This is a genomic window from Streptomyces sp. NPDC096136, from assembly GCF_044763325.1.
GTDB lineage: Bacteria > Actinomycetota > Actinomycetes > Streptomycetales > Streptomycetaceae > Streptomyces.
Window position 1 is genome coordinate 129,119 of record NZ_JBIWFZ010000001.1, and the last position, 24,666, is coordinate 153,784.

The following is a 24,666-nucleotide window of genomic DNA, read 5'->3' on the forward strand; positions in this document are numbered from 1 at the left end:
CATGTCTTGGACCTTTCGGGACCTTCGTCCCTACGGTCTACGCATGGCTCTGGCAACGCGGACGGATCGACGGCCGTCCACCCCGCGCACGCTCTGGGACTCCACCGTCGGCAAGAAGTCCGTGATGGCCGTCTCCGGCCTGGTCATGCTCGGCTACCTCGTCGCGCACATGTTCGGCAACCTCAAGATCTTCTTCGGCCCCGACGAGTTCAACGGCTACGCCCACGCCCTGCGCACCCTCGGCGAACCGTTCCTGCACTACGAGTGGGCCCTGTGGATCGTCCGCGTGGTCCTGGTCGCCGCCGTCGTCGCCCACGCCGTCTGCGCCTACCAGCTCAGCCGCCGCGACCTCAAGGCGCGCCCGGTCAAGTACGCCCACAAGCGGCGCCGCGCGAGCTACGCCACCCGCACCATGCGCTGGGGCGGGATCATCCTCGCCCTCTTCATCGTCTGGCACCTCCTCGACCTCACCACCCTCACCGTCAACGAGCGCGCCTGGGCCGGCCACCCCTACGAGAACGTCCTCGCGACCTTCTCCACCTGGTACGGCAACACGATCTACATCGTGGCCATGGCCGCCCTCGGCCTCCACGTCCGCCACGGCTTCTGGAGCGCCGCCCAGACCCTCGGCGCGGGCAGCGCCCGGCGCGAGCGGGCCCTGAAGTTCCTGGCCGACGCCCTGGCCCTCGTCCTCTTCGCGGGCTTCGTGTCCGTCCCCGTCGCCGTCATGACCGGAGTGGTGAGCTGACCATGAGCACCGAGTACGCCGCCTACACCACCGGCGACCCCGTCGCCGACGCCAAGGCCCCCGCCGGCCCCATCGCCGAGCGCTGGGACCGCCGCCGCTTCGAGGCGAAGCTGGTCAACCCGGCCAACCGCCGCAAGCACACCGTGATCGTCGTCGGCACCGGCCTGGCGGGCGGTGCCGCCGGCGCGACCCTCGCCGAGCAGGGCTACCACGTGGTCCAGTTCTGCTACAGCGACTCCCCGCGCCGCGCCCATTCCATCGCCGCCCAGGGCGGCATCAACGCCGCCAAGAACTACCGCAACGACGGGGACTCCGTACACCGGCTCTTCTACGACACCGTCAAGGGCGGCGACTTCCGCGCCCGCGAGTCGAACGTCCACCGCCTGGCCCAGATATCCGTCGAGATCATCGACCAGTGCGTGGCCCAAGGCGTCCCCTTCGCCCGCGAGTACGGCGGCCTCCTCGACACCCGCTCCTTCGGCGGCGTCCAGGTCTCCCGCACCTTCTACGCCCGCGGCCAGACCGGCCAGCAGCTGCTCCTCGGCGCCTACCAGGCGCTGTCCCGGCAGATGGCCGCCGGCAACGTCGAACTGCACGCCCGCACCGAGATGCTCGACCTGATCACCGTCGACGGCGTCGCCCGCGGCATCGTCGCCCGCGACCTGGTCACCGGCCGCATCGACACCCACTACGCCGACGCCGTGGTCCTGGCCAGCGGCGGTTACGGCAACGTCTTCTACCTCTCCACCAACGCCATGAACTCCAACGCGACCGCCGTCTGGCGGGCGCACCGGCGCGGCGCGTACTTCGCCAACCCCTGCTTCACCCAGATCCACCCCACCTGCATCCCGCGCACCGGCGACCACCAGTCCAAGCTCACCCTGATGAGCGAGTCCCTGCGCAACGACGGCCGCATCTGGGTGCCCAAGGCCAAGGGCGACACCCGCCCCGCCGCCGAGATCCCCGAGGACGAGCGCGACTACTACCTGGAGCGGATCTACCCCTCCTTCGGCAACCTCGTCCCCCGCGACATCGCCTCCCGCGCCGCGAAGAACGTCTGCGACGAGGGCCGCGGCGTCGGCCCCGGCGGCCAGGGCGTCTACCTCGACTTCGCCGACGCCATCCGCCGCATGGGCCGGGACGAGGTCGCCGAGAAGTACGGCAACCTCTTCGAGATGTACGAGCGGATCACGGCGGAGGACCCGTACGAGGTCCCCATGCGGATCTACCCGGCCGTCCACTACACGATGGGCGGACTGTGGGTCGACTACGACCTCCAGACCACCGTCCCCGGCCTGTTCGCGATCGGCGAGGCCAACTTCTCCGACCACGGCGCCAACCGCCTCGGCGCCTCCGCGCTGATGCAGGGACTCGGCGACGGCTACTTCGTCCTCCCCTCCACCATCAACGACTACCTCGCCCGCCACCCGCACCGGGAGGCGGTCGACGACGGCCACCCCGAGGCGGCGGCGGCCGTCCGCGAGACCCGCGACTGCCTCGCCAAGCTGCTGGCCGTGGACGGGGACCGCACCCCCGACTCCTTCCACCGCGAGATCGGCGAACTCATGTGGGAGTACTGCGGCATGTCCCGCACCGCGGAGGGCCTGCGCAAGGCGCTCGCCCGCATCCCGGAGATCCGCGAGGAGTTCTGGCGGCGCATCAAGGTTCCCGGCAGCGGGGAGGAGTTCAACCAGTCGCTGGAGAAGGCCAACCGCATCGTCGACTACCTCGAACTCGCCGAGCTGATGTGCCTCGACGCCCTCCACCGCGCCGAGTCCTGCGGCGGCCACTTCCGCGAGGAGTCCCAGACCCCGGACGGCGAAGCGGCCCGCCGCGACGAGGAGTTCGCCTACGCGGCCGCCTGGGAGTACCGCGGCACCGGCGCCGCACCCGTCCTGCACAAGGAAGACCTCGTCTTCGAGTACGTCCACCCCACCCAGCGGAGCTACGCATGAAGCTCACCCTGCGCGTCTGGCGCCAGCGAAGCGCCGGCGCCCCCGGCGCCATGGCCTCCTACGAGGTCGACGGCATCTCGAAGGACATGTCCTTCCTGGAGATGCTCGACACCCTCAACGAGGACCTCATCCTGCGCGGCGAGGACCCCGTCGCCTTCGACCACGACTGCCGCGAGGGCATCTGCGGCGCCTGCAGCCTGGTCATCAACGGCGACGCCCACGGCCCCGAGCGCACCACCACCTGCCAGCTCCACATGCGGTCCTTCGCCGACGGCGACACCATCGACGTCGAACCCTGGCGGGCCTCGGCCTTCCCCGTGGTCAAGGACCTCGTCGTGGACCGCAGCGCCTTCGACCGGATCATCCAGGCCGGCGGCTACATCACGGCCCCGACCGGCTCCGCGCCCGAGGCGCACGCCACCGCCGTGCCCAAGCCCGCCGCCGACTCGGCCTTCGAGCACGCCGAGTGCATAGGCTGCGGCGCCTGCGTGGCGGCCTGCCCCAACGGCTCCGCGATGCTGTTCACCTCCGCCAAGGTCAACCACCTGAACGTGCTCCCGCAGGGCGCGCCCGAGCGCGAGACGCGGGTGCTGGACATGGTGGCGCAGATGGACGACGAGGGCTTCGGCGGCTGCACCCTGACCGGCGAATGCGCCACCGCCTGCCCGAAGGGCATTCCGCTGCCGTCGATCGCCGCGATGAACAAGGAATGGCTGCGGGCGCTCCGCAAGCGGTGACCCCGCTCCGCACGCGGCGCCTCCCCTCCCCGGGCGGCGCTCCGCAAGCGGCCCCCCCCGCGCCCCCCGCGTGCGTGCGATCGGCCGACCCGCTCCGCCGACCGGGCGCACCGAGGGGCGCCGCGCCGCGCCGTACGCCCGGAGGGTCCCCCCGGCCGGGCACAGTGGGCCCATGCCAGCAGCCCCCGCCGGCCCCGCACCGCACCGCCGCACCGTGCTCGCCGCCCTGGCGGCCCTGGCGCCCCTGGCGGTGGCCGGGTGCGCCGGGCGGGAACACCGCGCACCCGCGCCCGGACCGCGGCCGCAGCCCGTCAAGGACGCCCTCGTCATGGTGATCCCGCACGCGGAGAAGCCCTTCGCCGGAGCCGCCGGCGAGGACGACGAGGGCAACGAGGACGCCGGCTTCCTCGCCCGGCGGGGCCGCCGCCGCGCCGAGGAGCTGCTCCGCCTCTTCGGCCCGGCCCACGGCGCCCCGCTGCCCCGGCCCGCCGCGCTGTTCGCGACCGGGGGACCGCAGTCCGCCCCCGCCCGGTGCCGCCAGACCCTCGCGCCCCTCGCCACCGCCCTGCGGGTCCCCGTACAGGACCGGTTCGCGCTCGGCGGCGAGGCGGACCTGGCCCGGGCCGCCCTGGCCGCGCCGGCGCCCGTACTGCTGTGCTGGGAGCCCGCCGGGATCCCCCGCCTGGTCCGGGCCCTCGGCGCCCACCGGACCCCGGGCCTCCCCGCGTCCTGGCCCGACCGCAGCGACCTCGTCTGGACCCTCACCCGCAGCCGCGGGACCTGGACCTTCCGCGAACTGCCGCAGCGCCTCCTGCCCGGGGACGCGTAGCCCTACCGCCCCAGCGCCCGGGCTAGGTAGGGGGCCGTGCGGCCGGCCGTGGACGCGGCCACCTCGGCCGGCGGGCCGCAGGCCGTGACCCTGCCGCCCTCCGCGCCGCCGCCCGGACCCAGGTCGACCACCCAGTCGGCTCCCGCCACCACCTCCATGTCGTGCTCCACGACCACCACCGAGTGCCCCGCGTCCACCAGCCCGTGCAACTGCCGCAGCAGCACCCGCACATCGGCCGGATGCAGGCCCGTCGTCGGCTCGTCCAGCAGGTACAGGGTGTGGTCGCGGCGCAGCCGCTGGAGCTCCGTCGCCAGCTTGATCCGCTGCGCCTCGCCGCCCGACAGCTCGGTGGCCGGCTGCCCCAGCCGCAGGTAGCCCAGACCGATCTCCTCCAGCGCCCGCAGGCTGCGCGCCGCCGCCGGAACCTCGGCGAAGAAGACGGCCGCCGCCTCCACCGTCAGCCCCAGCACCTGCGCGATGTCCAGCCCCTCGTAACGGACCTCCAGGGTCTCGGCGTTGTACCGGGCGCCGGCGCACTCCGGGCACGGCGCGTACGTACTGGGCAGGAACAGCAGCTCCACCGAGACGAAGCCCTCGCCCTGACAGGTCTCGCAGCGGCCGCCCGGCACGTTGAAGGAGAACCGGCCCGCCTTCCAGCCGCGCTCGCGCGCCTGGGGCGCCGCCGTGAACAGCTTGCGCACGACGTCGAACAGCCCCGTGTACGTGGCCAGGTTGGAGCGCGGCGTCCGGCCGATCGGCTTCTGGTCCACCTCCACCAGCCGGCGCACCGGGAAGTCCGGGTCGGCCAGCCGCCCGCCCACCTCCTGCGCGAGCACCTGCCCCACCAGGGTGGACTTCCCGGACCCCGACACCCCGGTGACGGCGGTGAAGACCCCGAGCGGGAACTCGACCGTCACGTCACGGAGGTTGTGCCGCTCCACACCGGTCAGCCGGACGGAACCCGTGGCCCTGCGCACCGGCCGGCCTCCGGTGGAGGCCTCGGACGGGGACGGCGGGAACAGGTGCCGCGCGGTCGCCGACTCCGCGACCCCGGCCAGACCCCCGGGCGGTCCGCTGTAGAGCACCCGCCCACCGTGTTCCCCGGCCAGCGGGCCGACGTCCACCAGCCAGTCGGCGCGCCGCACCACGTCCAGGTGGTGCTCCACCACGAAGACGGTGTTCCCGGCCGCCTTGAGCCGCTCCAGCACGCCCAGCAGCGCCTCGGTGTCGGCCGGGTGCAGCCCCGCCGACGGCTCGTCCAGCACGTACACCACGCCGAACAGCCCCGACCGCAGCTGGGTCGCCAGCCGCAGCCGCTGGAGTTCCCCCGCCGACAGGCTGGGCGCGGTCCGGTCCAGGCTCAGGTAGCCCAGGCCCAGCTCCGTGACCGGCGCGATCCTCGCCCGCAGGTCCGCCGCCAGCACCCGCGCCGCCTCCGTGGCCGGCGCCGCAGCGTCCAGTACGCCGTCCAGCTCGCCCAGCGGCAGCGCCGCCAGCTCCGCGATCGTCCGGCCCGCGAAGGTGACCGCCAGGGCCTCGGGCCGCAGCCGCCGCCCCTCGCACGCCGGGCAGGGGGCGTCGGTCAGGAACTTCTCGGCGCGCGCCCGCAGGGTGGCGCTCTTGGTGTCCGAGAAGGTCCGCATCACATAGCGGTGGGCGCTCATGTACGTGCCCTGGTAGGGCCGTTGGATCCGGTCCGCCTCCCGCACCGGGTGCACGGTCACCACCGGCTGCTCCTCGGTGAACAGGATCCACTCCCGGTCCGCTGCCGGCAGCTCCCGCCAGGGCCGGTCCACGTCGTGGCCGAGCACCTCCAGGATGTCCCTGAGGTTCTTGCCCTGCCAGGCGCCGGGCCAGGCGGCGATGGCGCCCTGGCGGATCGTCAGGCTCTGCTCCGGGACGAGGAGTTCCTCGCTGGTGCGGTGGATCCGCCCCAGGCCGTGGCAGGACGGGCAGGCGCCGGAGGCCGTGTTGGGGGAGAAGCAGTCGGAGTCCAGCCGCCCGGCCCCCGGCGGGTAGTCGCCGGCCCGGGAGAACAGCATCCGCAGGGAGTTGGAGAGCAGGGTCACCGTCCCCACCGAGGAGCGCGAGCCCGGGGAGGAGCGGCGCTGCTCCAGGGAGACGGCGGGCGGCAGCCCGGTCACCGAGTCCACCTTCGGGGCGCCGATCTGGTGGATCAGCCGCCGGGCGTAGGGGGCCACGGACTCGAAGTACCGCCGCTGGGCCTCGGCGTAGAGCGTGCCGAAGGCCAGGGAGCTCTTCCCGGAGCCGGAGACCCCGGTGAAGACGGTCAGGGTGTCGCGCGGGATGTCCACGTCCACCCCGCGCAGGTTGTGCTCCCGGGCGCCGCGGACGCGTACGCAGGCATCGGGGGCGTCCCGGGGGACGGCCGGGGCATCGGTGGAAGGCTGGTGCATTCGCCCCAGTTTAGTGGCGTACGGAGGACGGCGGCCCCGCCTGGTCCGGAAGTCCCCGGGTGAGCCCGGCGATCCGTGACAGCCTGCGGAAGGAGTCCAGCAGGGCCGTCCGGTCGTACGTGGAGGTGGTGACCAGCAGCTCGTCCGCTCCGGTGGCCTCCGCGAGGCCGGCCAGCTCGGCCGCGACCTGCTCCTCCGTCCCGGCGATGTGCCCGGTGAGGGCGCCCTCGTACAGCTCCCGCTCCCTGGGCCCGAGCTCCAGCCCCTCGACCTCCTCGGCCGGCCGCAGGGGCGGGAAGCTGCCGCGGGTGCGGGAGTGGGCGAGGGACCAGGCCTCCGGGAGCAGGATCCGCCGTGCGGCCTCCTCGGTCTCCGCGACCGCCACCGTCCCCGAGACCACCACGTACGGCTCGCCACCCCACGCCGACGGTCGGAACTCCCTGCGGTACGCCGCGACGGCCTCGGCCACCCGGGCGCGGGCCCGCAGGTCCCCCACCACCACGGGCAGCCCGGCCCGGGCGGCGATCGAGGCGCCCGAGCCGGTGGCCAGGACGAAGGGCGGGATCCGCAGCCCCTCCGCCGGGCGGGCGTGCACCTCGGGATGGGCGCGCTGGGTGCCGTCGATCCAGCCCAGCAGCTCGGCCAGCTGCTCCTCGAACCGGTCGGCGTCGCCGGTGTCGCGGCCCAGCGCGCGCCGGATGCCGCCCGTGAAGCCGACCGAGCGGCCGAGGCCCATGTCGATCCGGCCGGGGAACAGCGCCTCCAGCACCCCGAACTGCTCGGCGACCACCAGCGGCTGGTGGTTGGGCAGCATCACGCCGCCCGTGCCGACCCGGATCCGCCGGGTGGCGGCCGCGACGGCCGCCGCGAGGACGGTGGGGGCGGAGCCGGCGACCCCGGGCACGCTGTGGTGCTCCGACACCCAGAAGCGGTGGTAGCCCAGCTCCTCCGCCGTGCGGGCGAGCTCCACGCTGTCGCGCAGGGCCTCGGCGGCGGGGTGCCCCTCGCGGACGCGGGACCGGTCGAGGACGGAGATTTTCTGGATCACACCCGTCTTCAACGCCTGGCGCCGGCGGGGATTCCCGGGTCGGGGTCGCCCGCCCTCAGGTGCGGCTGCCGCCCTCGCTCTCCTGGGCGCTCTTGAGCTCCGGCGACGGCGCCGCCCAGTCCGCGAGGAGCACCGTGAAGCCCGCGGCGCGGGCGGCCTGGCAGACGAGCTGGTCGTCGTCGACCAGCACCCGCACCTCGCGGCTGCGCGCGATCCGCTGGAGCACCTCCAGCTTCGTCTGCCGGGCCGGCCGCCGGTCGCGGTCGCCGCGCATCCACACCCGGCCCTCGGGCAGCCCGTGCCGGGCCAGCCAGTCGGTGGTGTCCGCCCGGCAGCGCTCGGGCCGGCCGGTCAGGTAGACCACCTCGCAGTCGGCCGCGCTCTCCACCGCCAGGGCCACCCCGCGCGCGAGCGGCGGATCGGCCGGGGCCGCGCCGAAGAAGCCGTCCCAGTCGCGGGGGCGGCCCTCCAGGAAGTGCTGGCGGTGGCCGGTGTCGGCCAGGGTGTTGTCGATGTCGAAGACGGCCAGCGGACGGCGCGGTGCGGTGCTCTCGGTCATGGCCGCCAGCCTAGGCCGTGCCCTTCGGCCCGGGCAGGGCAGGTCGGGGCAGGTCGGGGCGGGGAGAGGCAGGTCGGGGCGGGGAGAGGCGGGGCCGGGCGTCCGGCCCCGCCCTGCCCGCCCTGCCCGCCCTGCCCGCCCTGCCCGCCCTGCCCGCCCTGCCCGCGGCGCCCGCCCTGCCCGCGGCGCCCGCCCTGCCCGCGGCGCCCGCCGCGTGCCGTCAGTCCTCGCCGTCGAGGCGGAAGCCCACCTTCAGCCCGACCTGGTAGTGCGCGATCTGCCCGTCCTCGATGTGTCCGCGCACCTGCGTGACCTCGAACCAGTCCAGATTGCGCAGGGTCTGCCCGGCGCGGGTGATCCCGTTCCGGATGGCTTGATCGATGCCCTCGTGCGAGGTGCCGACGATCTCGGTCACCCGGTACGTGTGGTTGGACATGGGGGTCTCCCGCCAGTCGTCGCTTGTGCCTTGTTCCACGGTGCCCCAGTAAGTCCGCCTCCGCGAACTTTGCGCGGACAATCCCGCTGCCGAGCCCCTTGACCCGCCCATTGGTCTATGCCAATTTCAAGCCATCTGAGATCCAGTCCAGAAGGTGACCCTCGTGAAGAAGCGCTTCCTCGCCGTGTGCACGGCCCTCGCGGCCGCGACCGCCCTGACCGCCGGCTGCGGCGGTCTGGCCGGATCGGACGGCGGCTCCGAGAAGGTGACGCTGTGGCTGATGAAGGGCAGTGCGTCGCAGGAGTTCGTCGGGAAGTTCACCGCCGACTTCGAGAAGCAGCACCCCGGCATCGACCTGGACGTGAGGATCCAGGAGTGGAAGGGCATCGGCGACAAGGTCAACGCCGTCCTCGCCGGCAAGGGCGGGGAGCACGCCGACGTCATCGAGGTCGGCAACACCCAGGTGGCCCAGTACGTCGAGACCGGCGGCCTCTCCGAACTCACCCTGGAGGGCCTGCGCAGCTGGGGCAGCAAGGACTGGCTCAAGGGCCTCGCCGACCCGGGCAGCGTGAACGGGGCCCAGTACGGAGTCCCGTGGTACGCCGCCAACCGGGTGGTGATCTACAACAAGGACCTCTTCGCGAACGCCGGGATCAAGGCCCCGCCGCGCAACCGCCAGGAGTGGATCTCGGCCACCCAGAAGCTCGACAAGGGCGACCAGCAGGGCATCTACCTCCCCGGCCAGAACTGGTACGTGCTCGCCGGGTTCGTCTGGGACGAGGGCGGGGAGCTCGCCGTCGAGACGGGCGGCCAGTGGGTCGGCGCCCTCGACGACGAGAAGGCCCTGGCCGGGATGGACTTCTACAAGCAGCTCCAGGCCCTCGGCAAAGGGCCCAGGAACGCCGATGAGGAGACGCCCCCGCAGTCCGAGGTCTTCGCCCGCGGCCAGGTCGCCCAGATCATCGCCCCGCCCGGGCAGGCGGCCCAGATCGAGGCGGCCAACCCCGCGCTGAAGGGCAAGCTCGGCTTCTTCCCCATACCGGGCAAGACCTCCGAGAAGGCCGGCTCCGTCCTCACCGGGGGCTCCGACCTGGTGATCCCGGCGAAGACCGCGAACCGCGCCGGTGCCGTCGACCTGATCACCGCCCTGGTCAGCGAGAAGTGGCAGACGGAGCTGGCCCGCACGATGAGCTACGTCCCCAACAAGACCACCCTCGCCCGCGTGGTCGAGGGCAACGAGGGCGCCGTCGCGATGGCCGCCGGAGCCGCCCAGGGCCGCGCCACGCCGAAGTCGGCGCGGTGGGCCGAGGTCGAGGCCAAGAACCCGATCAAGCCGTACATGACGGCCGTGCTCACCGGCCAGGACCCGCGGCAGGCGGCCAAGACGGCCTCGGAGGCCATGAGCCAGGTCCTCAGCTCCGACCGCTGAGCCCGGTCGGCAGGTCGGCAGGTCGGCAGGTCGGCAGGTCGGCCGGTCCGTCGATCCGTCGGTCCGTCGGTCCGTCGGTCCGTCGGTCCGTCGATCCGATGATCCGTCGGTCCTCCGAGCCGCTGAGCTGGGCGCCCGGCCCGCTCCGGTCCGTCGAGTTCAGCCTCCGCACATCCGGGGGCCGCTGCGCGGTCATGTCGAATCCAGCCGGTCACGGAAGAAGTAAAGGAGCCGGGTCCGCCACCCGCGGCCCGGCTCCCCGTGCCCGGATCAGGAGCAGCCATGACCATCGCACCCCTGTCCCCGTCCCCCCTCGCACCCGCGGCCCCGGTCGTCCCCACCCCGGCCCCCGCCGCACCCTCCGCCGCCCCCCGGTACACCGTCCGCCTCGCCCGCGACGAGGACGAGGTGCGCGCCGCCCAGCGGCTGCGCCACCAGGTCTTCGCCGGAGAGCTCGGCGCCCGCCTGGACGGCCCCGAGCCGGGCCTGGACTCCGACGCCTTCGACGCCTACTGCGACCACCTCCTGGTGCTCGACGAGGAGACCGGCCAGGTCGTCGGCACCTACCGGCTGCTGCCCCCCGAGCGCGCCGCCGTCGCCGGACGCCTCTACTCCGAGGGCGAGTTCGACCTCTCCGCCCTCGCCCCGATCCGCCCCGACCTGGTCGAGGTCGGCCGCTCCTGCGTCCACCCCGACCACCGCAACGGCGCCGTCATCGCCCTGATCTGGGCCGGCCTCGCCCGCTACATGGAGCGCACCGGCCACAACTGGCTCGCCGGCTGCTGCTCGATACCGCTCGCCGACGGCGGGGTGCTGGCCGCGGCCACCCGCGAGACCGTCCTGGCCCGCAACCTCGCCCCGCAGGAGTACCGCGTCACCCCGCACCTGCCGTGGAGCCCGGAGGGCGTCACCCTCCCCGCCACCCGCCTGGAGCTGCCGCCCCTGCTGCGCGGCTACATCCGCCTGGGCGCCTGGGTCTGCGGGGAGCCCGCCCTCGACGCCGAGTTCGGCTGCGCCGACCTCTACGTCCTGCTCTCCCTGCGCCGGACCAACCCGCGCTACCTCAACCACTTCCTCTCGCTCGCCCCGTCGGCATGAGCAACTGGCTGCTGCCCACCGCGCCCTGCACCCCGCAGGACTGCGCCGGCCACCCGGGGCCGGCCGCGAGCGTCCCGCAGGCGGTGCTCCGGCTCGCCGGCGCCCTCGTGCTGGTCCTCCTGGCCGTCCCGGCCGCCCCGCCGGTGCGGCTGCTCCCGGCCCGGCCCCGGCGCGCGCTGATCCGGGCCTGGTCCACGGCGCTGCTGCGCTCCCTGGGGATACGGATCACCGTGCGCGGCACCCCGGGGCCCGACGGGGGCGGCCTGGTCGTCGCCAACCACATCTCTTGGGTCGACATCCCGCTCGTCGCCGCCGCCCTGCCCAGCCGGATGCTGGCCAAGAGCGAGATCGGCACCTGGCCGGTGCTCGGCCGGCTCGCCGCCCAGGCGGGGACCCTGTTCATCGAGCGCGACCGGATCCGGGCCCTGCCCCGGACCGTGGGGAGCATCGCCCGGGCCCTGCGGGCGGGGGACCGGATCACCGTCTTCCCCGAGGGCTGCACCTGGTGCGGGCGCGGCCAGGGGCCCTTCCGGCGGGCCGCCTTCCAGGCCGCACTGGACGCGCGGGTACCCGTACAGCCCGTGCGGATCGCCTACCGGCTGGCGGACGGGGGACGCGCCGGGGCGCCCGCCTTCGTCGGGGACGACACGCTGACCGCCTCCCTGTGGCGGATCGCCCGGGCCCGCGGGGTGCGCGCCGAGGTGCGGCTGCTGTCCCGGATCCCGGACGGCCGCCACGCCGACCGGCGCGCGCTCGCCGCGGCGGCGCAGCGGGCCGTACTGGGGACCCGGGAACCGCAGCGGGCGCTGCTGGCCGGCATACCCGCCCAGCAGCGCCCACCACACACACCGGCCCCGCACGCGCCGGCTCAGTCCACGGCGACCGAGTCCACCGAGCCGTCCGCCACCGAGAACGACAGGGCGAAGCGGCCCGCGGCGTCCGTCCACCAGTGGGACAGCTCCAACCCGGCCTCCGCGAGTTCCTTGCGCACGCCCTCCTGACGGAACTTCGCCGAGATCTCCGTGAGGATCTCCTCACCCTCCTCGAACGGCACCACCAGGTCCAGCGCCCGGATCTTCACCGTCACCGCCGACCGGGCCCGCAGCCGCATCTCGATCCACTCGTGCTCCCGGTTCCACACCGCCACATGGTCGAAGTCGGCGGTGTGGAAGTCCGCGCCCAGCTCGCGGTCGATCACGGCCAGCACGTTCTTGTCGAACTCCGCCGTCACCCCCTGTGCGTCGTCGTACGCCGCCACCAGCACGGCCTCGTCCTTCACCAGGTCCGTGCCCATCAGCAGCGCGTCCCCGGGCGAGAGCATCGCCCGTACGGACGCCAGGAACACGGCCCGCTCCGCCGGCAGCAGGTTCCCGATCGTGCCGCCCAGGAACACCACCAGCCGCGGCCCGGGGGACTCGGGAAGGTGCAGCGGTGCGGTGAAGTCGGCCAGCAGCGCGTGCACCCCCAGCCCCGGGTGCGCCTCCAGCAGGGCCTCGGCCGCCCCCGTCAGGGCGCTCTCGCTCACGTCCACCGGGATGTACGTCTCCAGCGCCGGCAGCGCCTCGATCAGGTGCCGGGTCTTCTCCGAGGAGCCGGAGCCCAGCTCCACCAGCGTGCGGGCGCCGCTCACCGCCGCGATCTCCCGGGCCCGCTCCAGCAGGATCTCCCGCTCGGCGCGCGTCGGGTAGTACTCGGGCAGCCGGGTGATCTCCTCGAAGAGCTCACTGCCCCGGGCGTCGTAGAACCACTTCGGCGGCAGTTCCTTGGGGACGCGGGTCATCCCGCGCAGGACGTCCTTCCTGAGCGCCCTGTCGGCGGCGTGCTCGTCGAGGGTCCGGGTCAACTGGAATTCGCTCACGGGGTGCTCTCCTTGAGGGGGATCAGGGCGACCCGCGTCCGGGTGGCGGTCAGCAGGGTCCGGTCGGGCACCTCGCGCCAGCCGGTGTCGTCGTCGTAGGGCTCCGATGCCACCACCACGCGCCCCGACGGGTGCTCGGGCAGGTACCAGAGGGAATCGCCCCAGGCGGTGGCGGCGATCGAGGCGCCGTCGGTGAGCAGCAGGTTGAGCCGGGAGCCGGGTGCGGCGGCGGCCAGTTCGCGGACCGCCTCCGCCAGGGCCGTGCCCGGGTCGTCCCCCTGCCGCAGCCGGTGCAGGACCAGCGCCCACACCAGGGCCGCGTCGGTGCGTGCGGCCAGCTCCAGCAGTTCCCGGGCCGGCAGGGCCGCGGCGAGCGGGGCGGCCGCGTCGGGCCAGCCCCGGACCGCGCCGTTGTGGCTGAACAGCCAGGGCCCCGACGCGAACGGCGCCGCCGCGGCCTCCCCGTCCGGCCCCGCGAGGGTGGCGTCGCGGACGGCGGCCAGCACGGCCCCGCTGCGCACCACGCGGCACAGGTCGGCGAAGCCCTCGTCGCCCCAGACGGGTCCGGCGCGCCGGTAGCGGGCCGGGACCGGGTCCCCGTCCGCGTACCAGCCCACGCCGAAGCCGTCCGCGTTGACGGTGCCGTACCGCTGCCGGCGCGGTGCCCAGGACTGCCGCACGAGCGAGTGCTCCGGATCGCTCAGCAGCCGGCCCAGGGGTATCTCCGGGCCCAGGTAGGCGAGGTGGCGGCACATCAGACGTCCCTCGCGGTGCGGAAGCCGGCGAAGATCTGCCGGCGCACGGGGAGGTCCCAGTTGCGGAAGGTGCCCCGGCAGGCCACCGGGTCCACGGCGAACGAGCCGCCGCGCAGCACCTTGTGCTCCGGGCCGAAGAACACCTGCGAGTACTCCCGGTACGGGAAGGCGCGGAACCCCGGGTACGGCAGGAAGTCCGAGGCCGTCCACTCCCACACGTCGCCGATGAGCTGGCGCACCCCCAGCGGCGAGGCGCCCGCCGGGTAGCCGCCCGCGGGGGCCGGGCGCAGGTGGCGCTGGCCCAGGTTGGCGTGCTCGGGGCGGGGTCCGTCGTCGCCCCAGGGGTAGCGGCGGGAACGGCCCGTGGCCGGGTCGTGGCGTGCCGCCTTCTCCCACTCCGCCTCGGTCGGCAGCCGGCGCCCCGCCCAGCGGGCGTAGGCGTCCGCCTCGTACCAGCTGACGTGCAGAACCGGTTCTTCATCGGGCACCGGCTCGGTCACCCCGAACCGGCGGCGCAGCCACTGGCCGGCCTCGCGCCGCCAGAACAGCGGGGCGCCGATGTCATGGGCGCGGATCTGCTCCCAGCCCTCGGCGGCCCACCACCGGGGATCCGTGTACCCGCCGTCCGCGATGAAGGCCCGGTAGGCGGCGTTGGTCACCGGCGCCGTGTCGATCCAGAAGGGCTCCACCTCCCGGACGTGCGCGGGCCGTTCGTTGTCCAGCGCCCACGGTTCGGCCGAGGTCCCCATGGTGAACGGGCCGCCGGGAACCAGGACTTCGGCCGCGGCCGGGGGCGGCCCCTGCGGCGGGTCCGGGTCGGGCGCCGTCAGGACGGGCGCGCCCGCCCTCAGCTGGTGGGTGATCAGCATGGTCTCGTCGTGCTGCTGTTCGTGCTGGGCGATCATCCCGAAGGCGAACCCCCGGTCGAGCAGGGCCGTCCCCTCCAGCGGGGTGCGGTCCAGCAGGTCGAACACCCGCCCGCGGACCTCGGCCGCGTACCGGCGGGCCTCCTGCGGCCCGAGCAGGGGCAGCTTCGGCCGTTCGGCCCGGGGGTGCTGGAAGGCGTCGTACAGGGAGTTGATCTCGGGCCGCAGGAACTCCCGGCCGGCCACGTTGCGCAGCAGCCACAGCTCCTCCTGGTTCCCGATGTGCGCCAGGTCCCAGACCAGCGGGGACATCAGGGGCGAGTGCTGCGCGGTCAGGTCCCGGTCGTCGACGACGTCGGTCAGCGCGGCGGTACGCGCCCGGGCGGCGGCCAGGGCCGCCGCGGCGTGCTCGCGCAGCTGCGCGGGGCGGATCTCGGCAGGGGTCTCGGTGGTCACGGGCGCGGTCCCTTCGCGACGGGCGGCCGTCGGCGGTGCGCCGCGGGGCCGGTGTGCTCGACGGCCGCCGGGCCGGTACCCGGGGCGGCCCGGGTGCGCCCGGCGACCAGGGCGTCGTCCACGTCGTCCGCCGGGCAGCGGCCGCGCCGTACGTAGCGGTCGGCGAAGGCGGCGACCGCCTCCTGGACGTACGGCTCCGCCCCGAGCCGGGGCAGCGCCTCCCCGGCCGCCGCGAAGCAGGCCGTGGCCGCCGCCCGCAGGTCCGGATCGGCCAGGGCGCCGCGTGCCGCGGCCCGCCACAGGGGGTTGCGCGGCGCGGAGCCGGTCCCGTGGGCGTCGGCCAGCGCCTTCACCACCCGGTAGGCCGTCTCGGCGGCCTCCGGGTCGTCGAACAGCGCGTGCACCACGGCCACCGGGACGATCCAGCCGTCCTCGCCGGGCTGCGCGTCGATCATCCGCAGCTCCAGGTGGCCGCGCGGCCGCACGGGCGGGAAGAGGGTGGTGAGGTGGTACTCCAGGTCCTCGGCGGTGGGCCGCCGGGTCGGGCCCGCCCCGTTGCCGCCCGTGCGCAGCCAGTCGCGGAAGGTCAGTCCGCGCGGCACCGCCCAGGGCCCGTCGTCGGGGCACCGCACGCACATCACCTCGGTGTCCAGCGCGTGCCGGACCCAGGCGGAGCGGGGCTCGGCGTCCAGCGGCGGGGCGAGGGCGCGGCGCGCGTCGATGTCGCTCCAGATCCCCTGCCGCGCGCACCGCCAGCCCTCGTACGGGCCCTCGCGCCCGGGGGAGTTGGCGAAGGAGGCCACGAGCACGGCGCCCAGCAGGTGGGCGAGCCGCCAGCGCCGGCCGTGCCCGAGCGGGCCCGGCTCCTCGTGGCCCGCGTCCACGCAGACCTGTACGGAGGCGGAGGCGCGCATCATGGCCCGGCCCGCGGGGCCGGTGCGGTCGAAGTAGGCCTCCATCGCGTCGTAGCGCGGGCTGGCCAGCAGGCGGCGCAGGGGCCTGCGGGGGTCCTCGCCGAGGCCGTGGAGGACCAGGCCCCGCTCGCGCAGGGCGCCCCGTACGGCGGTGAGGTCGGCCCGGAGGCCGTCGACGCAGGCGGTGAGGGAGTCCGCGGGGGCGGAGCTGAGCTCCAGCTGGCCGCCGGGCTCGACGGTGACCCGGGAGCGCAGGGGCAGGTCCCGGGCGGCGGCGTGGGCCGCGGTGAGGCGGTCGGGAGGGAGCGGCAGCCAGGGCCGCTCCGCGTCCAGGACCAGCCATTCGAGCTCGGCCCCGAGGGTCCGGGGCGGGCCGGTCTTGAAGCAGATGCCGTGGATCAGGTCCTCGGCGGCGGTCTCGTCGAGGGGGGTGGGGGCGGTGTCCGCCGGATCGTGGACGTATGGAGCGGGTGAGTTCTCGGGCATGACCGGAACCTCGTCTCCTGTAGTCGGCCGTGACGTCATCCGTGCCCTACCCGTCCTCGGGGCGGTAATTCCTTTGCCGCTGCCGGGCCCGCACCGGAGGATTGCGGCGTGAGCAGCAGATTGCGCGAGATCGCGCGGGAGAACGCGCTGATCGTGGCGGCCGGCGGATACCGGACGCGGTCGGGGCGGCAGGTCTCCCTCGCCGCCGACCTGGCGGAAGCCAAGGCCGGAACCAGAATATATGGGCCAAACCAGGTCATTCCAGACGGGGAGTCCGTCAGGGGGAGCCGCCCGACGGCTTTCGAGGTCACGGGGGAGAGCAGCACGGTCGCGGCGCGTCGCCTGGCGGGGGACTGCGGCCGGGGCGCGGTCGCGGTGCTGAACTTCGCCTCGGCGCGCAACCCCGGGGGCGGGTACGTCCGCGGGGCGAAGGCGCAGGAGGAGGCGCTCTGCCGGGCGTCGGCGCTCTACGAGACCCTGCTGGAGGCCCCGGAGTACTACGGGGTCCACCGCGCGGGGAAGAGCACCTTCTACACCGACCGGGTGATCCACTCGCCCGGGGTTCCGGTGTTCCGCGACGACCGGGGCGAGCTGCTGGAGACCCCCTTGCGGGTCGGGTTCCTCACCTCCCCCGCCCCGAACGCGGGCACGATCCGCCGCCAGGAGCCGGAGCGCGCCCCCGAGATCCCGGCGGCCCTGGCCCGGCGGGCCGGGCGGGTCCTGGAGGTGGCCGCGCTGCACGGCTACCGGCAGCTGGTCCTGGGGGCCTGGGGGTGCGGGGTGTTCCGCAACGACCCGGCGGAGGTGGCGCAGGCCTTCCGGCGCGGGCTGACGGGCCGCTTCGCCGGAACCTTCGACCGGGTCGTCTTCGCCGTCCTGGACCGCGACCCCGCCCCCCGCGAAGCCTTCGCCAGGGCCTTCGCCCGGACCTGAGGGGGCGGGGCCGGGCCCGTCCGGCTACTGCCAGCCGTACCGCTCGCGCAGCCGGTCCGCCACCAGCCCGAAGCGGCCCCGGTCCAGCGCGCACGCCTCGCGCCGCATCCCCGCCTCGTGGACCCGCAGCACCCGGTCCAGGTCCACCCACGACTCCCGCCCCGCGGAGTCCCACGGGCCGGCGCCGATCGGGACCCACTCCCGGTCGGCGTCGTGCCGCTTGCTGGACAGCTGCACGGCGAGCAGGGTCGCCCCGCCCGCCTCCCGCGCGACCACCAGCACCGGGCGGTCCTTGCCCCGCCCGTCGTTCTCCTCGAAGGGGACCCAGGTCCACACGATCTCGCCGGGGTCGGGATCCCCGTCCGGATCGGGCGCGTACTCGGTGCGGACGGGCCCGATCGCGACCGGATCGGCCTCGACGGTGGCCGCGAAGCCGTCCCGCCCGGGCTGCTCGGCGTAACCGCTGCCGTGATGTGAAAGTGCCGTCACTTCGCGGAGATTACTAGGCTGTGAGGCCCCGTAGCGTGCCCGGGCACGGCGCTGAGGAAGCCGCTCGCCGGCCTCTGCACGCAATCGTCCCGCCAGACCGGGCTGAGCGGCTGCCCCGGCCGTCTGCCATGGTGCTCCCCGTGCCACAGGCGGCCGGTCACCCCAGATCAGGGGCGGGCAGTTGCCGCCCGGCAGGGGGGAGAGACATTCATACCCTTCAGGTAGCGGTCGTACTCGGCCGGCGGGAGGGGTTCGGGGGCCAGCGAGCACAAGGTCGTGCGCCAAGCGGCGAGGTCCACGGTGCGTCGTACGAGTGAGCCGTCCGCCCCCATGGTCAGCACGGAGCCGTCCGTGCCGTTGAAGGTGGTCACACCACCTTCACCGTGTCCTGCCATCGCCCAGCTCCCGCGTGCCTCGCCCGTGCCGGCGTCCCAGAACTGCAGGCCCGATTCGCTTCCCGCGCCGTACGCGTGGACGAGCAGGGTGTTGTCGGTACTGAAGGCGACGCCGTCCTGACCCTCCGGGGCCACTGCGGCTCCCTGGACGACCTGCTTCGAGGCGACGTCGAAGACGATGAGGCGGTGGTCGCCGTTGAGCACCACGGCCTTCTCGCCGTGCCGGCTGAGTGCCACCGACATCCGGAAGTCGGATCCGCCCGGGATCTCCCCCTGGTACACCTGCTGCAGCCCCTTCCCGTCCGTCCAGCGCCACACTTTCAGCTCGTCCCGGTCCACCAGGGCGACCGCCGTGCCGTCCCCACTGGTGGCCCGCGACGCGTCCGGCCCCGTCCCGAGGGGCAGGGACTGCACTACCTGCCAGGTGCGCGGGTCGATGACCTGGAGCGCGTGCTCCGTGATCCCGAGGAACCTGACGTGGTCGGGGAGGAATGCCACCGGCTCCGTAGGGCTCTGAGGGCGCCAGGGAGCGCCCGTCCGGCGCCCGTCTCGTGGGTCCCACAGACTGAGGGATCCCTCCCCGTCGACGGTCACCACGCGCGCCCGGTCGGAGGAGGAGATGGTCCGGCTCCGCCCGTCCGCCCCGCGCTGTCCGATCCGTCCGAGCCGTTTGATGCCGTCACCGTCCACGCTCCACAGCTCCGAGCCCTCCGCTGTGGGCCGGACGGCGAGCCGCCGGTCCGGAGTGAGCTCGGTGGACTTGATCCGCTGTTCGTTGGGGAGCGTCGTACCTGCCTGGAAGCTGGTGGTCGAGAACAGGGAGACGGCGCCGTCGTTCGATGCGGCCGCCACCCGCGTGCCGTCACCCGATCCTGCGAGGGACACCACGGGGTAGGTGAAGGAGCCGAGGACCCGCCTGCGGTTCGCAGCGTCCTGCGCGATGACCGACTGGCCGTCGGCCGTGAATCCGGGCCGCCCATCGGCCGTGGCCGCCTCCGCGGGGGTCAGCCGCCTTCCGCCGCCCACGTCCCAGAGGTCCGTGTGCGTCCCGCCGCTCGTGGTGACGGAGACCCGGGAGCCGTCCGGTGAGAGGGTCACGCCGAAGCGGGCGTCCCGGTCGAGCCGGGGGTAGCTGTCGAGGGTACGGGGAGCGCTCCAGGTCCCGGAGCCGGGGGCGAGGAAGCGTACGGTCCCCACCGACGAGTCCAGGGCCACGAGTCGGTGCGTACCGTCGAAGGCCAGCTTCACGCTGTCCTCGGCAGCACCCTCTTCGAGGATCTGCCTGCCTGTGGCCGTGTCCCAGACCGCCAGGTGATAGGCGGCCGAGGACTCACCGGTGGGCGTGAAGAACGCTGCGGCGACTCTCGTGCCATCACCCGAAAGGGCGAAGGAGCGGAGGTTCATGTATCCACCGGCCAGCTCCTGGCCGTTGCTGGCGGTGATCCTGCGCAGCAGCTTGCTTTGGGGGACGTCCCACAACTCGATCTCGTTGAAAGGGGTTTCCACCGCCAGCAGGCGCCCGTCCCAGCTGAACGCGAAGCCGCCGCCGTCTTGCGGCCATGCCTTGCCGACCAGGTCGGGCAGCCGTGTTCGGGACCGGATGTCGTAGAGGTGGACGGCGTACTTGGAATCGCTCATGACGGCGGGATCGAGGCCCGAATAGTAGGCCAGGACCGTACCATCGCGGCTCATCGCCACCTTGGTGGCCGGGGAGTGCCCGGCGCCCTGGAAACGAGCCACGCTTTCGTTCCCCCGCTGAAGGTGCTGCGTGGCGCTGTCGTTCGCGGCGATCGCCCGGCCCAGGGCCTGAGCCGCCTGACCGGTGGGCTCGACGGCGTAGGCGTACAGCGCGAACTGGGCGGCCTTGCGCGGGTCACTGGGAGCGACTTCCAACGCCCGGGCGGCGAGCGAGCGGGACGCGGCCGTCCGCGCGCGGGCCGATGCCTCTCCGGACTTCCGCCAGGCGACGGTCCAGGTGGTCCCCAGCCCTAAGAGGAGCACGAGGAAGACGGCCCAGGCCGCACGGAGCCGGCGCCTGGCCTTCTGCTCCTCCTGACGCCCCCGGCTGTCCAGCACGTCCTTGGGGACGTTGTGGATCGGCGCGGCGAGGGTCACGACCTTGTCGCGGAAGGGGAGTCCCGGCGCGTACGAGAGATCGGCGGAGTCCCGGAAGGGCCGAAGGTCCACCCAGAGGGGCTCGGCGGCGAACGCTCCGCTCAGCTCCCTGGGGATCGCGGTGGTCCGCGCCCAGTCGAAGTCCCCCCGCGCACGATCCCAGGCGATCTCCCCCGCGGTGTAGGCCAGCAGGAGATGGTCCATGGAGCGGTCGGCCCGCCACAGGGACAGCTCCTGGCGGACCCAGGGGGAGGCGGCGGCCTCGGGCGAGCCGACGAGTACGAGGTAGCGGGACCGACCGAGTGCGGCGCGGATGTTCCCCGGTAAGTCACTGCTTGCGGCGAGGGAGGTGCGGTCCCGGAACACCTTCAGCGTCCGACGCCGTAGCCACCCCTTGCGCAAAATCTTCTCCAGGCCCTCCTGGAGCCCGTCGGCCAGCGGTTCGTCACGCTGCTGACTGTAGGAGATGAATGCGTCGTACATTGGTTCCATGCGGCTCCCCGGCAAGGTCTCTTGGCATGTGTGAGCGGCGCCACAGGTAGGTTCCCACGGAAGGCGCGGGGTCCCGTCCTCGGGGCCGGGCTCGGCCTCAGGATGTGATCCGGGGGGCTCCCGGGGTGAGCCGGTTGCCCTCGTGGGCCCAGACAGTGGTGGCGCCCCCGCTGGGGCAGCAGGTCGAGTCCCCGTCGCGGAACCAGTTCTCGTACACGACGACCTGGTGCAGGGCGATCTGGATCCTGGCGACCTGGGTGGGCATCGCCTCCGGCAGCTGCTGTCGGGGTGTGAGCGTGCCGATGACGGTGAGGTCGCTTCCTCTGCGGCCGAAGACGACCCCGCCCCAGGCCAGTCGGCCGGCAGCGGTACCGCCTCCGTTGTGGCAGCCGATGGTGACGCCGGCTTCGTCCCGGCCGTCGCCGTCGATGTCGCCGTACGCGACGTCCCGTTCGAGATTGACCAGCACCGGCCCCCACGTCCGGGACGTGCCCCAGGCCTCCCCCTTGTCGTCGAACCGCACGAGCCCCGGGACGGCGCAGACGTCGCCGGGGATGGGCGTGTGCGCCCAGTCGACCGTGTGAAGGTCCTCGGGGGCCGGGCCGATGGTTCCGCCGGCCGCCGGGGAAGCGCCCGGCAGGGGCGTCGGTGGGTCCTGGGTGCCGGGTGGGCGGATGTCGGGTGACTGAGCGGCGGGCACGATCCGGGCCCCTGGGCTCGGGGTATCGCAAGCGCCGATCACGAGGAGCAGTACCGGCAATGCGATGAGTGAGAGGAGCCGGGCAGTGCGTCCTCGGCCGTGGGTCATGGTGTGCCCTCCGTCCCCCGGCGCTCAGGCGCAGGGAGGGTCGTAGTCGCGGCCGGGCAGGTACTGCGCCCACTGGTCGCGTGTGATGGGGATGGACTCCGCGCACAAACGTCGCAGGATGGCGCCCGGGTCCACCGTCCACAACTGCACGCCCCGGGTTCCGCTGCCGGCCAGGAGCCGTCCGTCCGGGCTGAAGGCGAGCGACACGGCCGCAGGCAGGCTGTTTCCGTCGCTGAGCGAGGTGACCTCGACGAGCCGTGCCGGATCGCCGACCGCCCAGAGCCGGATGAGGCCGTCCTCACCCGCGCTGGCCGCGAGTGTGCCGTCGGGGTGGTAGGCCAGCCCTTCCACCGCTCCGGTGTGACGGTCGGAGGTGCCCATGCGCCTCGGCCGGCCAGGGCGGTCGAGGTTCCACGAGGTGAGCGAGCCGCGGTCGTCCCCGACGAGCAGGGTGCGGCCGTGGGGGCTGAAGGCCAAGGACCTTGCTGCTGTTCCGGTGGGCTCGATCATTCCTTCGGCCGTGGGCTGGGCGTGCTCCCGAACGCGCCAGAGCCGGACGGAGCCGCTGTGGCCCAGAGCCGCGAGGAGCACGCCGTCTGCGCTGAACGCGAGGGCATGGTGATCCAGGGGGGCATTGTCGAGCGTCGCCAGCAGGGCCGGTCGAGCCCGGTCCGTGATGTCCCACAGTTGCACTGGGCCGCCGAGCGAGCTCATGGCCACCAGCGGGAGCGAGGGGTTGAAGGCGATGGACTCTGCCCCGTCGGACCGCGAAACCCCCGGGGTCAGGAGGTTCGGGTGTGCGGGGTCGGTCGTGTCCCAGGTGATGGCCGGGATGCCGGAGACCACTGTGTGCCCGTCCGGACCGAAGGCCACGGCCTGGCCGCCGACTCTGTACGTCTCCAAGGTGGACTCGTGGCGGGGCCCGTTGCGGGCGTTCAGCCGCCACACCTCCGTGGGCATGCCGGAGGCCAACAGGCTGCTGTCGGGGCTGAAGGCAGGCGGGTACCCTCCCGCCAGCGGCAGGTCGGCGAGGGACGAGCTCCGCTCATGGCCCGACAAGGGCCACAGACGCACCGTCTGATTGGTCGGCGGGAGGCCGTCGGACGGCCGGGTTCCGTCGGAACTGACTGAAGCCAGGGTCCGCCCGTCCGGACCGAAGGCGAGGGCGCCCACTTCAGACGTGTGTCCGCTGAGACGGGCGCCGGAGCGGGGGCGGGTGGGGTCGGAGATGTCCCAAAGCCAGACCACCCCCGAGTGGCCGGCCGTGGCCAGCGTCGTCCCGTCGGGTGAGAACGCGACCGATACGACTCCGAGCGTGCTTGTCACCTGTATGTCCGGCCGGACGACCGGATGCGCGGGGTCCGCGACATCCCACAGACGTACCCGGTTGTCCTGGCTGCCCAGGGCGAGGACTTGACCGTTCGCGCTGAACATCACGTGCTGGGGCTGGGGAAACACCAGCTGGACGGGAGGGGAGGTGAGGGTGGCCGTCAAGCGCAGTTGCGCGGTGGCCGACACCACCCACAGGCTCAGCGCTCCCTCCTCCTGTTGGGTGGCGATCAGGTTGCCCGCAGGGCTCGCGGCGACAGTGGTGCCGGGCAGGGGCCCGAGCGGAACCGGATGGGACGGGTCCTTCGCGTCGAGGATGGTACCTCCCTTGTCCGCCATGACGAACAGCCGTCCGTCCGCGGCGAAGACGAGGCTCGTGACGGGACTGGCCACCGCGGAGGTCACTGCCACGGATCTGGGCCGACGGCTTGAGGTCACGTCGAGGAGCCGCACCTCGCCCTGGCCCGTCCCCACCGCCAGTAGATGTCCGTCTGCGCTGAAGGCGACCGCGGTCGGCTTCTTCTGCGGTGCGTCCAGAGGCGTGGGAGGACCTCCGGTGGCCGGTTCGAGCAACCGGACGTCGTCGTCCGCCACCGCCAGAAGCCCTTGACTGCTGTACGCGGCTGAGCGGGCGTAGCCGTGGGCATGGATGACACGGGGCAGGGTTCCGCTTTCGACCAGCGCCCCGGTTGCCTCGGCGGTCGGTGCGAGCCGGTAGGCCTGCACAAGCAGTTGGCGCGCCAGGTCGGGCTGGGTGTCCTGGATCGAGCGGGCTTCCGCCGCGAGCTGCCGGGACTGTGCCACCAGCGTCTGGGTCAGGGCCTCGTTGCGCTGCTCGTAGGCGGCGATCCCGCCGGCTACCGCCGTGAGCAGCAACGCGGTGAGGACCGCGATCGTGGCCCGGACCGTACGGATGGTCCGGCGGTGCTGGCGCACGTGGTCGCCGATCAGCTCGTCCTTCGACTTCCCGGTCAGGGGAGCGACGAACTCCGCGGCGCATTCGATCAGCCTCGGGTCGGCCGCCGTAGCGCCGCCCCGATGCCGGAGCCAGCGCAGGTCCACCCAGCGCGGCTCGTCGGTGAACGCGTGCGCCAGCTCCTCGTGCGGGAGGGCGTCGGACCGTGACCAGTCGAAGGCCCTGCGCCCCGGGTCCCAGACGAGCGTGCCCTCGGTCCAGGCGATGAGCAGGGTGTCCACCGAGCGGTGGGTGAGCCACCAGCGGATCTCGGCACGGACCCAGGGAGAGGCCGCAGCGGCCGGACTGGCCATGAGTACGAGCCACCGCGACCGGGTCAGCCCCCGCTCGATCTCCGCCCACAGGTGGGGACTTGCCGCGAGGTTGGTCTCGTCACGGAAGAGCTTCAGGCTTCTGGGCCGGTACCACGGGCGGTCGAAGGTCTGTAATCGGCTCTGGAAGGCTTTCGCCAGGTCCTTGTCCCAGGCATGGCTGTACGAGATGAAAGCGTCGTATTCGATTGCTGCGTCCCGACGTCGGCTCACCGCAGCGCCTCCCC

Annotated in this window: 19 protein-coding genes and 1 pseudogene; 8 read left to right on the forward strand and 12 right to left on the reverse strand. The window is 73.7% G+C overall.

Annotation, left to right across the window (positions count from 1 at the left end):
• Positions 1–43: 43 nt before the first annotated feature.
• The 4 genes from ACIRBY_RS00550 (at position 44) to ACIRBY_RS00565 (ending at position 4,269) form a co-directional block, all read left to right on the forward strand.
• The gene (locus tag ACIRBY_RS00550; RefSeq protein ID WP_403893908.1) at positions 44–748 is read left to right on the forward strand and encodes a succinate dehydrogenase cytochrome b subunit; all 705 of its coding nucleotides are present in this window, start codon (positions 44–46) and stop codon (positions 746–748) included.
• A gap of 2 nt (positions 749–750) precedes the next feature.
• A complete protein-coding gene (locus ACIRBY_RS00555) occupies positions 751–2,703 on the forward strand; it encodes a fumarate reductase/succinate dehydrogenase flavoprotein subunit (RefSeq protein ID WP_403893910.1) in 1,953 nt (650 codons plus the stop codon).
• On the forward strand, positions 2,700–3,440 hold the full coding sequence (locus ACIRBY_RS00560) for a succinate dehydrogenase/fumarate reductase iron-sulfur subunit (RefSeq protein ID WP_403893912.1): 741 nt from the start codon (positions 2,700–2,702) through the stop codon (positions 3,438–3,440). Before ACIRBY_RS00555 ends, ACIRBY_RS00560 begins: the two co-directional genes overlap by 4 nt.
• Positions 3,441–3,612: 172 nt before the next feature.
• Entirely contained in the window at positions 3,613–4,269 is a 657-nt protein-coding gene (locus ACIRBY_RS00565; protein WP_403893914.1) for a hypothetical protein, read from the forward strand.
• A gap of 2 nt (positions 4,270–4,271) precedes the next feature.
• Here the strand turns inward: ACIRBY_RS00565 and ACIRBY_RS00570 are convergent, their stop codons facing one another.
• The 4 genes from ACIRBY_RS00570 to ACIRBY_RS00585 all read right to left on the reverse strand — a co-directional run bounded on the left by ACIRBY_RS00570 (position 4,272) and on the right by ACIRBY_RS00585 (position 8,729).
• Positions 4,272–6,686: an ABC transporter gene (locus ACIRBY_RS00570; RefSeq protein ID WP_403893916.1), complete on the reverse strand. Its 2,415-nt coding sequence runs from the start codon at positions 6,684–6,686 to the stop codon at positions 4,272–4,274.
• 10 nt (positions 6,687–6,696) lie between these two features.
• Positions 6,697–7,734, reverse strand: a complete 1,038-nt coding sequence (locus ACIRBY_RS00575; RefSeq protein ID WP_403893918.1) for an MsnO8 family LLM class oxidoreductase — start codon at positions 7,732–7,734, stop codon at positions 6,697–6,699.
• A 55-nt stretch (positions 7,735–7,789) separates the two neighbouring features.
• Positions 7,790–8,293, reverse strand: a complete 504-nt coding sequence (locus ACIRBY_RS00580; protein WP_403893920.1) for a hypothetical protein — start codon at positions 8,291–8,293, stop codon at positions 7,790–7,792.
• A 220-nt stretch (positions 8,294–8,513) separates the two neighbouring features.
• Positions 8,514–8,729, reverse strand: a complete 216-nt coding sequence (locus ACIRBY_RS00585) for a dodecin (RefSeq protein WP_403893922.1) — start codon at positions 8,727–8,729, stop codon at positions 8,514–8,516.
• Between the two features lie 163 nt (positions 8,730–8,892).
• Between ACIRBY_RS00585 and ACIRBY_RS00590 the strand changes: the two genes are divergently transcribed.
• The 3 genes and pseudogenes from ACIRBY_RS00590 to ACIRBY_RS00600 all read left to right on the forward strand — a co-directional run.
• Entirely contained in the window at positions 8,893–10,158 is a 1,266-nt protein-coding gene (locus ACIRBY_RS00590; protein WP_403895211.1) for an extracellular solute-binding protein, read from the forward strand.
• A gap of 282 nt (positions 10,159–10,440) precedes the next feature.
• Positions 10,441–11,256 carry a GNAT family N-acetyltransferase gene (locus tag ACIRBY_RS00595; RefSeq protein WP_403893924.1) on the forward strand — a complete coding sequence of 272 codons (816 nt, stop codon included), beginning with the start codon at positions 10,441–10,443 and terminating at the stop codon, positions 11,254–11,256.
• Positions 11,253–11,786 (forward strand): annotated as a pseudogene (locus ACIRBY_RS00600) (lysophospholipid acyltransferase family protein); the annotation flags it as partial. The gene ACIRBY_RS00595 and the pseudogene ACIRBY_RS00600, both read left to right, overlap by 4 nt.
• 338 nt (positions 11,787–12,124) lie before the next feature.
• Here the strand turns inward: ACIRBY_RS00600 and egtD are convergent.
• Genes egtD through egtA form a run of 4 tightly spaced genes read right to left on the reverse strand, consistent with a single transcriptional unit; the run spans position 12,125 to position 16,591 of the window.
• Complete coding sequence (egtD, locus tag ACIRBY_RS00605) at positions 12,125–13,114, reverse strand: L-histidine N(alpha)-methyltransferase (protein WP_403893926.1); 990 nt, start codon at positions 13,112–13,114, stop codon at positions 12,125–12,127.
• The gene (egtC, locus tag ACIRBY_RS00610; protein WP_403893927.1) at positions 13,111–13,869 is read right to left on the reverse strand and encodes an ergothioneine biosynthesis protein EgtC; all 759 of its coding nucleotides are present in this window, start codon (positions 13,867–13,869) and stop codon (positions 13,111–13,113) included. The genes egtD and egtC overlap by 4 nt, the downstream gene beginning before the upstream one ends.
• The gene (egtB, locus tag ACIRBY_RS00615; RefSeq protein ID WP_403893929.1) at positions 13,869–15,191 is read right to left on the reverse strand and encodes an ergothioneine biosynthesis protein EgtB; all 1,323 of its coding nucleotides are present in this window, start codon (positions 15,189–15,191) and stop codon (positions 13,869–13,871) included. Before egtB ends, egtC begins: the two co-directional genes overlap by 1 nt.
• Entirely contained in the window at positions 15,188–16,591 is a 1,404-nt protein-coding gene (gene egtA / locus ACIRBY_RS00620) for an ergothioneine biosynthesis glutamate--cysteine ligase EgtA (protein ID WP_403893931.1), read from the reverse strand. The genes egtB and egtA overlap by 4 nt, the downstream gene beginning before the upstream one ends.
• A 108-nt stretch (positions 16,592–16,699) precedes the next feature.
• Between egtA and ACIRBY_RS00625 the strand changes: the two genes are divergently transcribed.
• Positions 16,700–17,524, forward strand: a complete 825-nt coding sequence (locus ACIRBY_RS00625; RefSeq protein WP_403893933.1) for a TIGR02452 family protein — start codon at positions 16,700–16,702, stop codon at positions 17,522–17,524.
• A 24-nt stretch (positions 17,525–17,548) separates the two neighbouring features.
• Here the strand turns inward: ACIRBY_RS00625 and ACIRBY_RS00630 are convergent, their stop codons facing one another.
• The 4 genes from ACIRBY_RS00630 to ACIRBY_RS00645 form a co-directional block, all read right to left on the reverse strand.
• Entirely contained in the window at positions 17,549–18,013 is a 465-nt protein-coding gene (locus ACIRBY_RS00630; protein WP_403893936.1) for a type II toxin-antitoxin system PemK/MazF family toxin, read from the reverse strand.
• A 167-nt stretch (positions 18,014–18,180) separates the two neighbouring features.
• Positions 18,181–21,006, reverse strand: a complete 2,826-nt coding sequence (locus ACIRBY_RS00635; protein WP_403893939.1) for a toll/interleukin-1 receptor domain-containing protein — start codon at positions 21,004–21,006, stop codon at positions 18,181–18,183.
• A 106-nt stretch (positions 21,007–21,112) separates the two neighbouring features.
• A complete protein-coding gene (locus ACIRBY_RS00640) occupies positions 21,113–21,715 on the reverse strand; it encodes a hypothetical protein (protein ID WP_403893942.1) in 603 nt (200 codons plus the stop codon).
• A 132-nt stretch (positions 21,716–21,847) separates the two neighbouring features.
• Positions 21,848–24,652: a TIR domain-containing protein gene (locus ACIRBY_RS00645; RefSeq protein WP_403893945.1), complete on the reverse strand. Its 2,805-nt coding sequence runs from the start codon at positions 24,650–24,652 to the stop codon at positions 21,848–21,850.
• Positions 24,653–24,666: the final 14 nt, after the last annotated feature.

Excerpts from the sequence above, each read along its gene's own strand:
- ACIRBY_RS00550 (WP_403893908.1), top strand. The coding sequence starts at position 44 with ATGGCTCTGGCAACGCGGACGGATCGACGGCCGTCCACCCCGCGCACG.
- ACIRBY_RS00555 (WP_403893910.1), top strand. The coding sequence starts at position 751 with ATGAGCACCGAGTACGCCGCCTACACCACCGGCGACCCCGTCGCCGAC.
- ACIRBY_RS00560 (WP_403893912.1), top strand. The coding sequence starts at position 2,700 with ATGAAGCTCACCCTGCGCGTCTGGCGCCAGCGAAGCGCCGGCGCCCCC.
- ACIRBY_RS00565 (WP_403893914.1), top strand. The coding sequence starts at position 3,613 with ATGCCAGCAGCCCCCGCCGGCCCCGCACCGCACCGCCGCACCGTGCTC.
- ACIRBY_RS00570 (WP_403893916.1), bottom strand. The coding sequence starts at position 6,686 with ATGCACCAGCCTTCCACCGATGCCCCGGCCGTCCCCCGGGACGCCCCC.
- ACIRBY_RS00580 (WP_403893920.1), bottom strand. The coding sequence starts at position 8,293 with ATGACCGAGAGCACCGCACCGCGCCGTCCGCTGGCCGTCTTCGACATC.
- ACIRBY_RS00585 (WP_403893922.1), bottom strand. The coding sequence starts at position 8,729 with ATGTCCAACCACACGTACCGGGTGACCGAGATCGTCGGCACCTCGCAC.
- ACIRBY_RS00595 (WP_403893924.1), top strand. The coding sequence starts at position 10,441 with ATGACCATCGCACCCCTGTCCCCGTCCCCCCTCGCACCCGCGGCCCCG.
- egtC (WP_403893927.1), bottom strand. The coding sequence starts at position 13,869 with ATGTGCCGCCACCTCGCCTACCTGGGCCCGGAGATACCCCTGGGCCGG.
- egtA (WP_403893931.1), bottom strand. The coding sequence starts at position 16,591 with ATGCCCGAGAACTCACCCGCTCCATACGTCCACGATCCGGCGGACACC.
- ACIRBY_RS00635 (WP_403893939.1), bottom strand. The coding sequence starts at position 21,006 with ATGTACGACGCATTCATCTCCTACAGTCAGCAGCGTGACGAACCGCTG.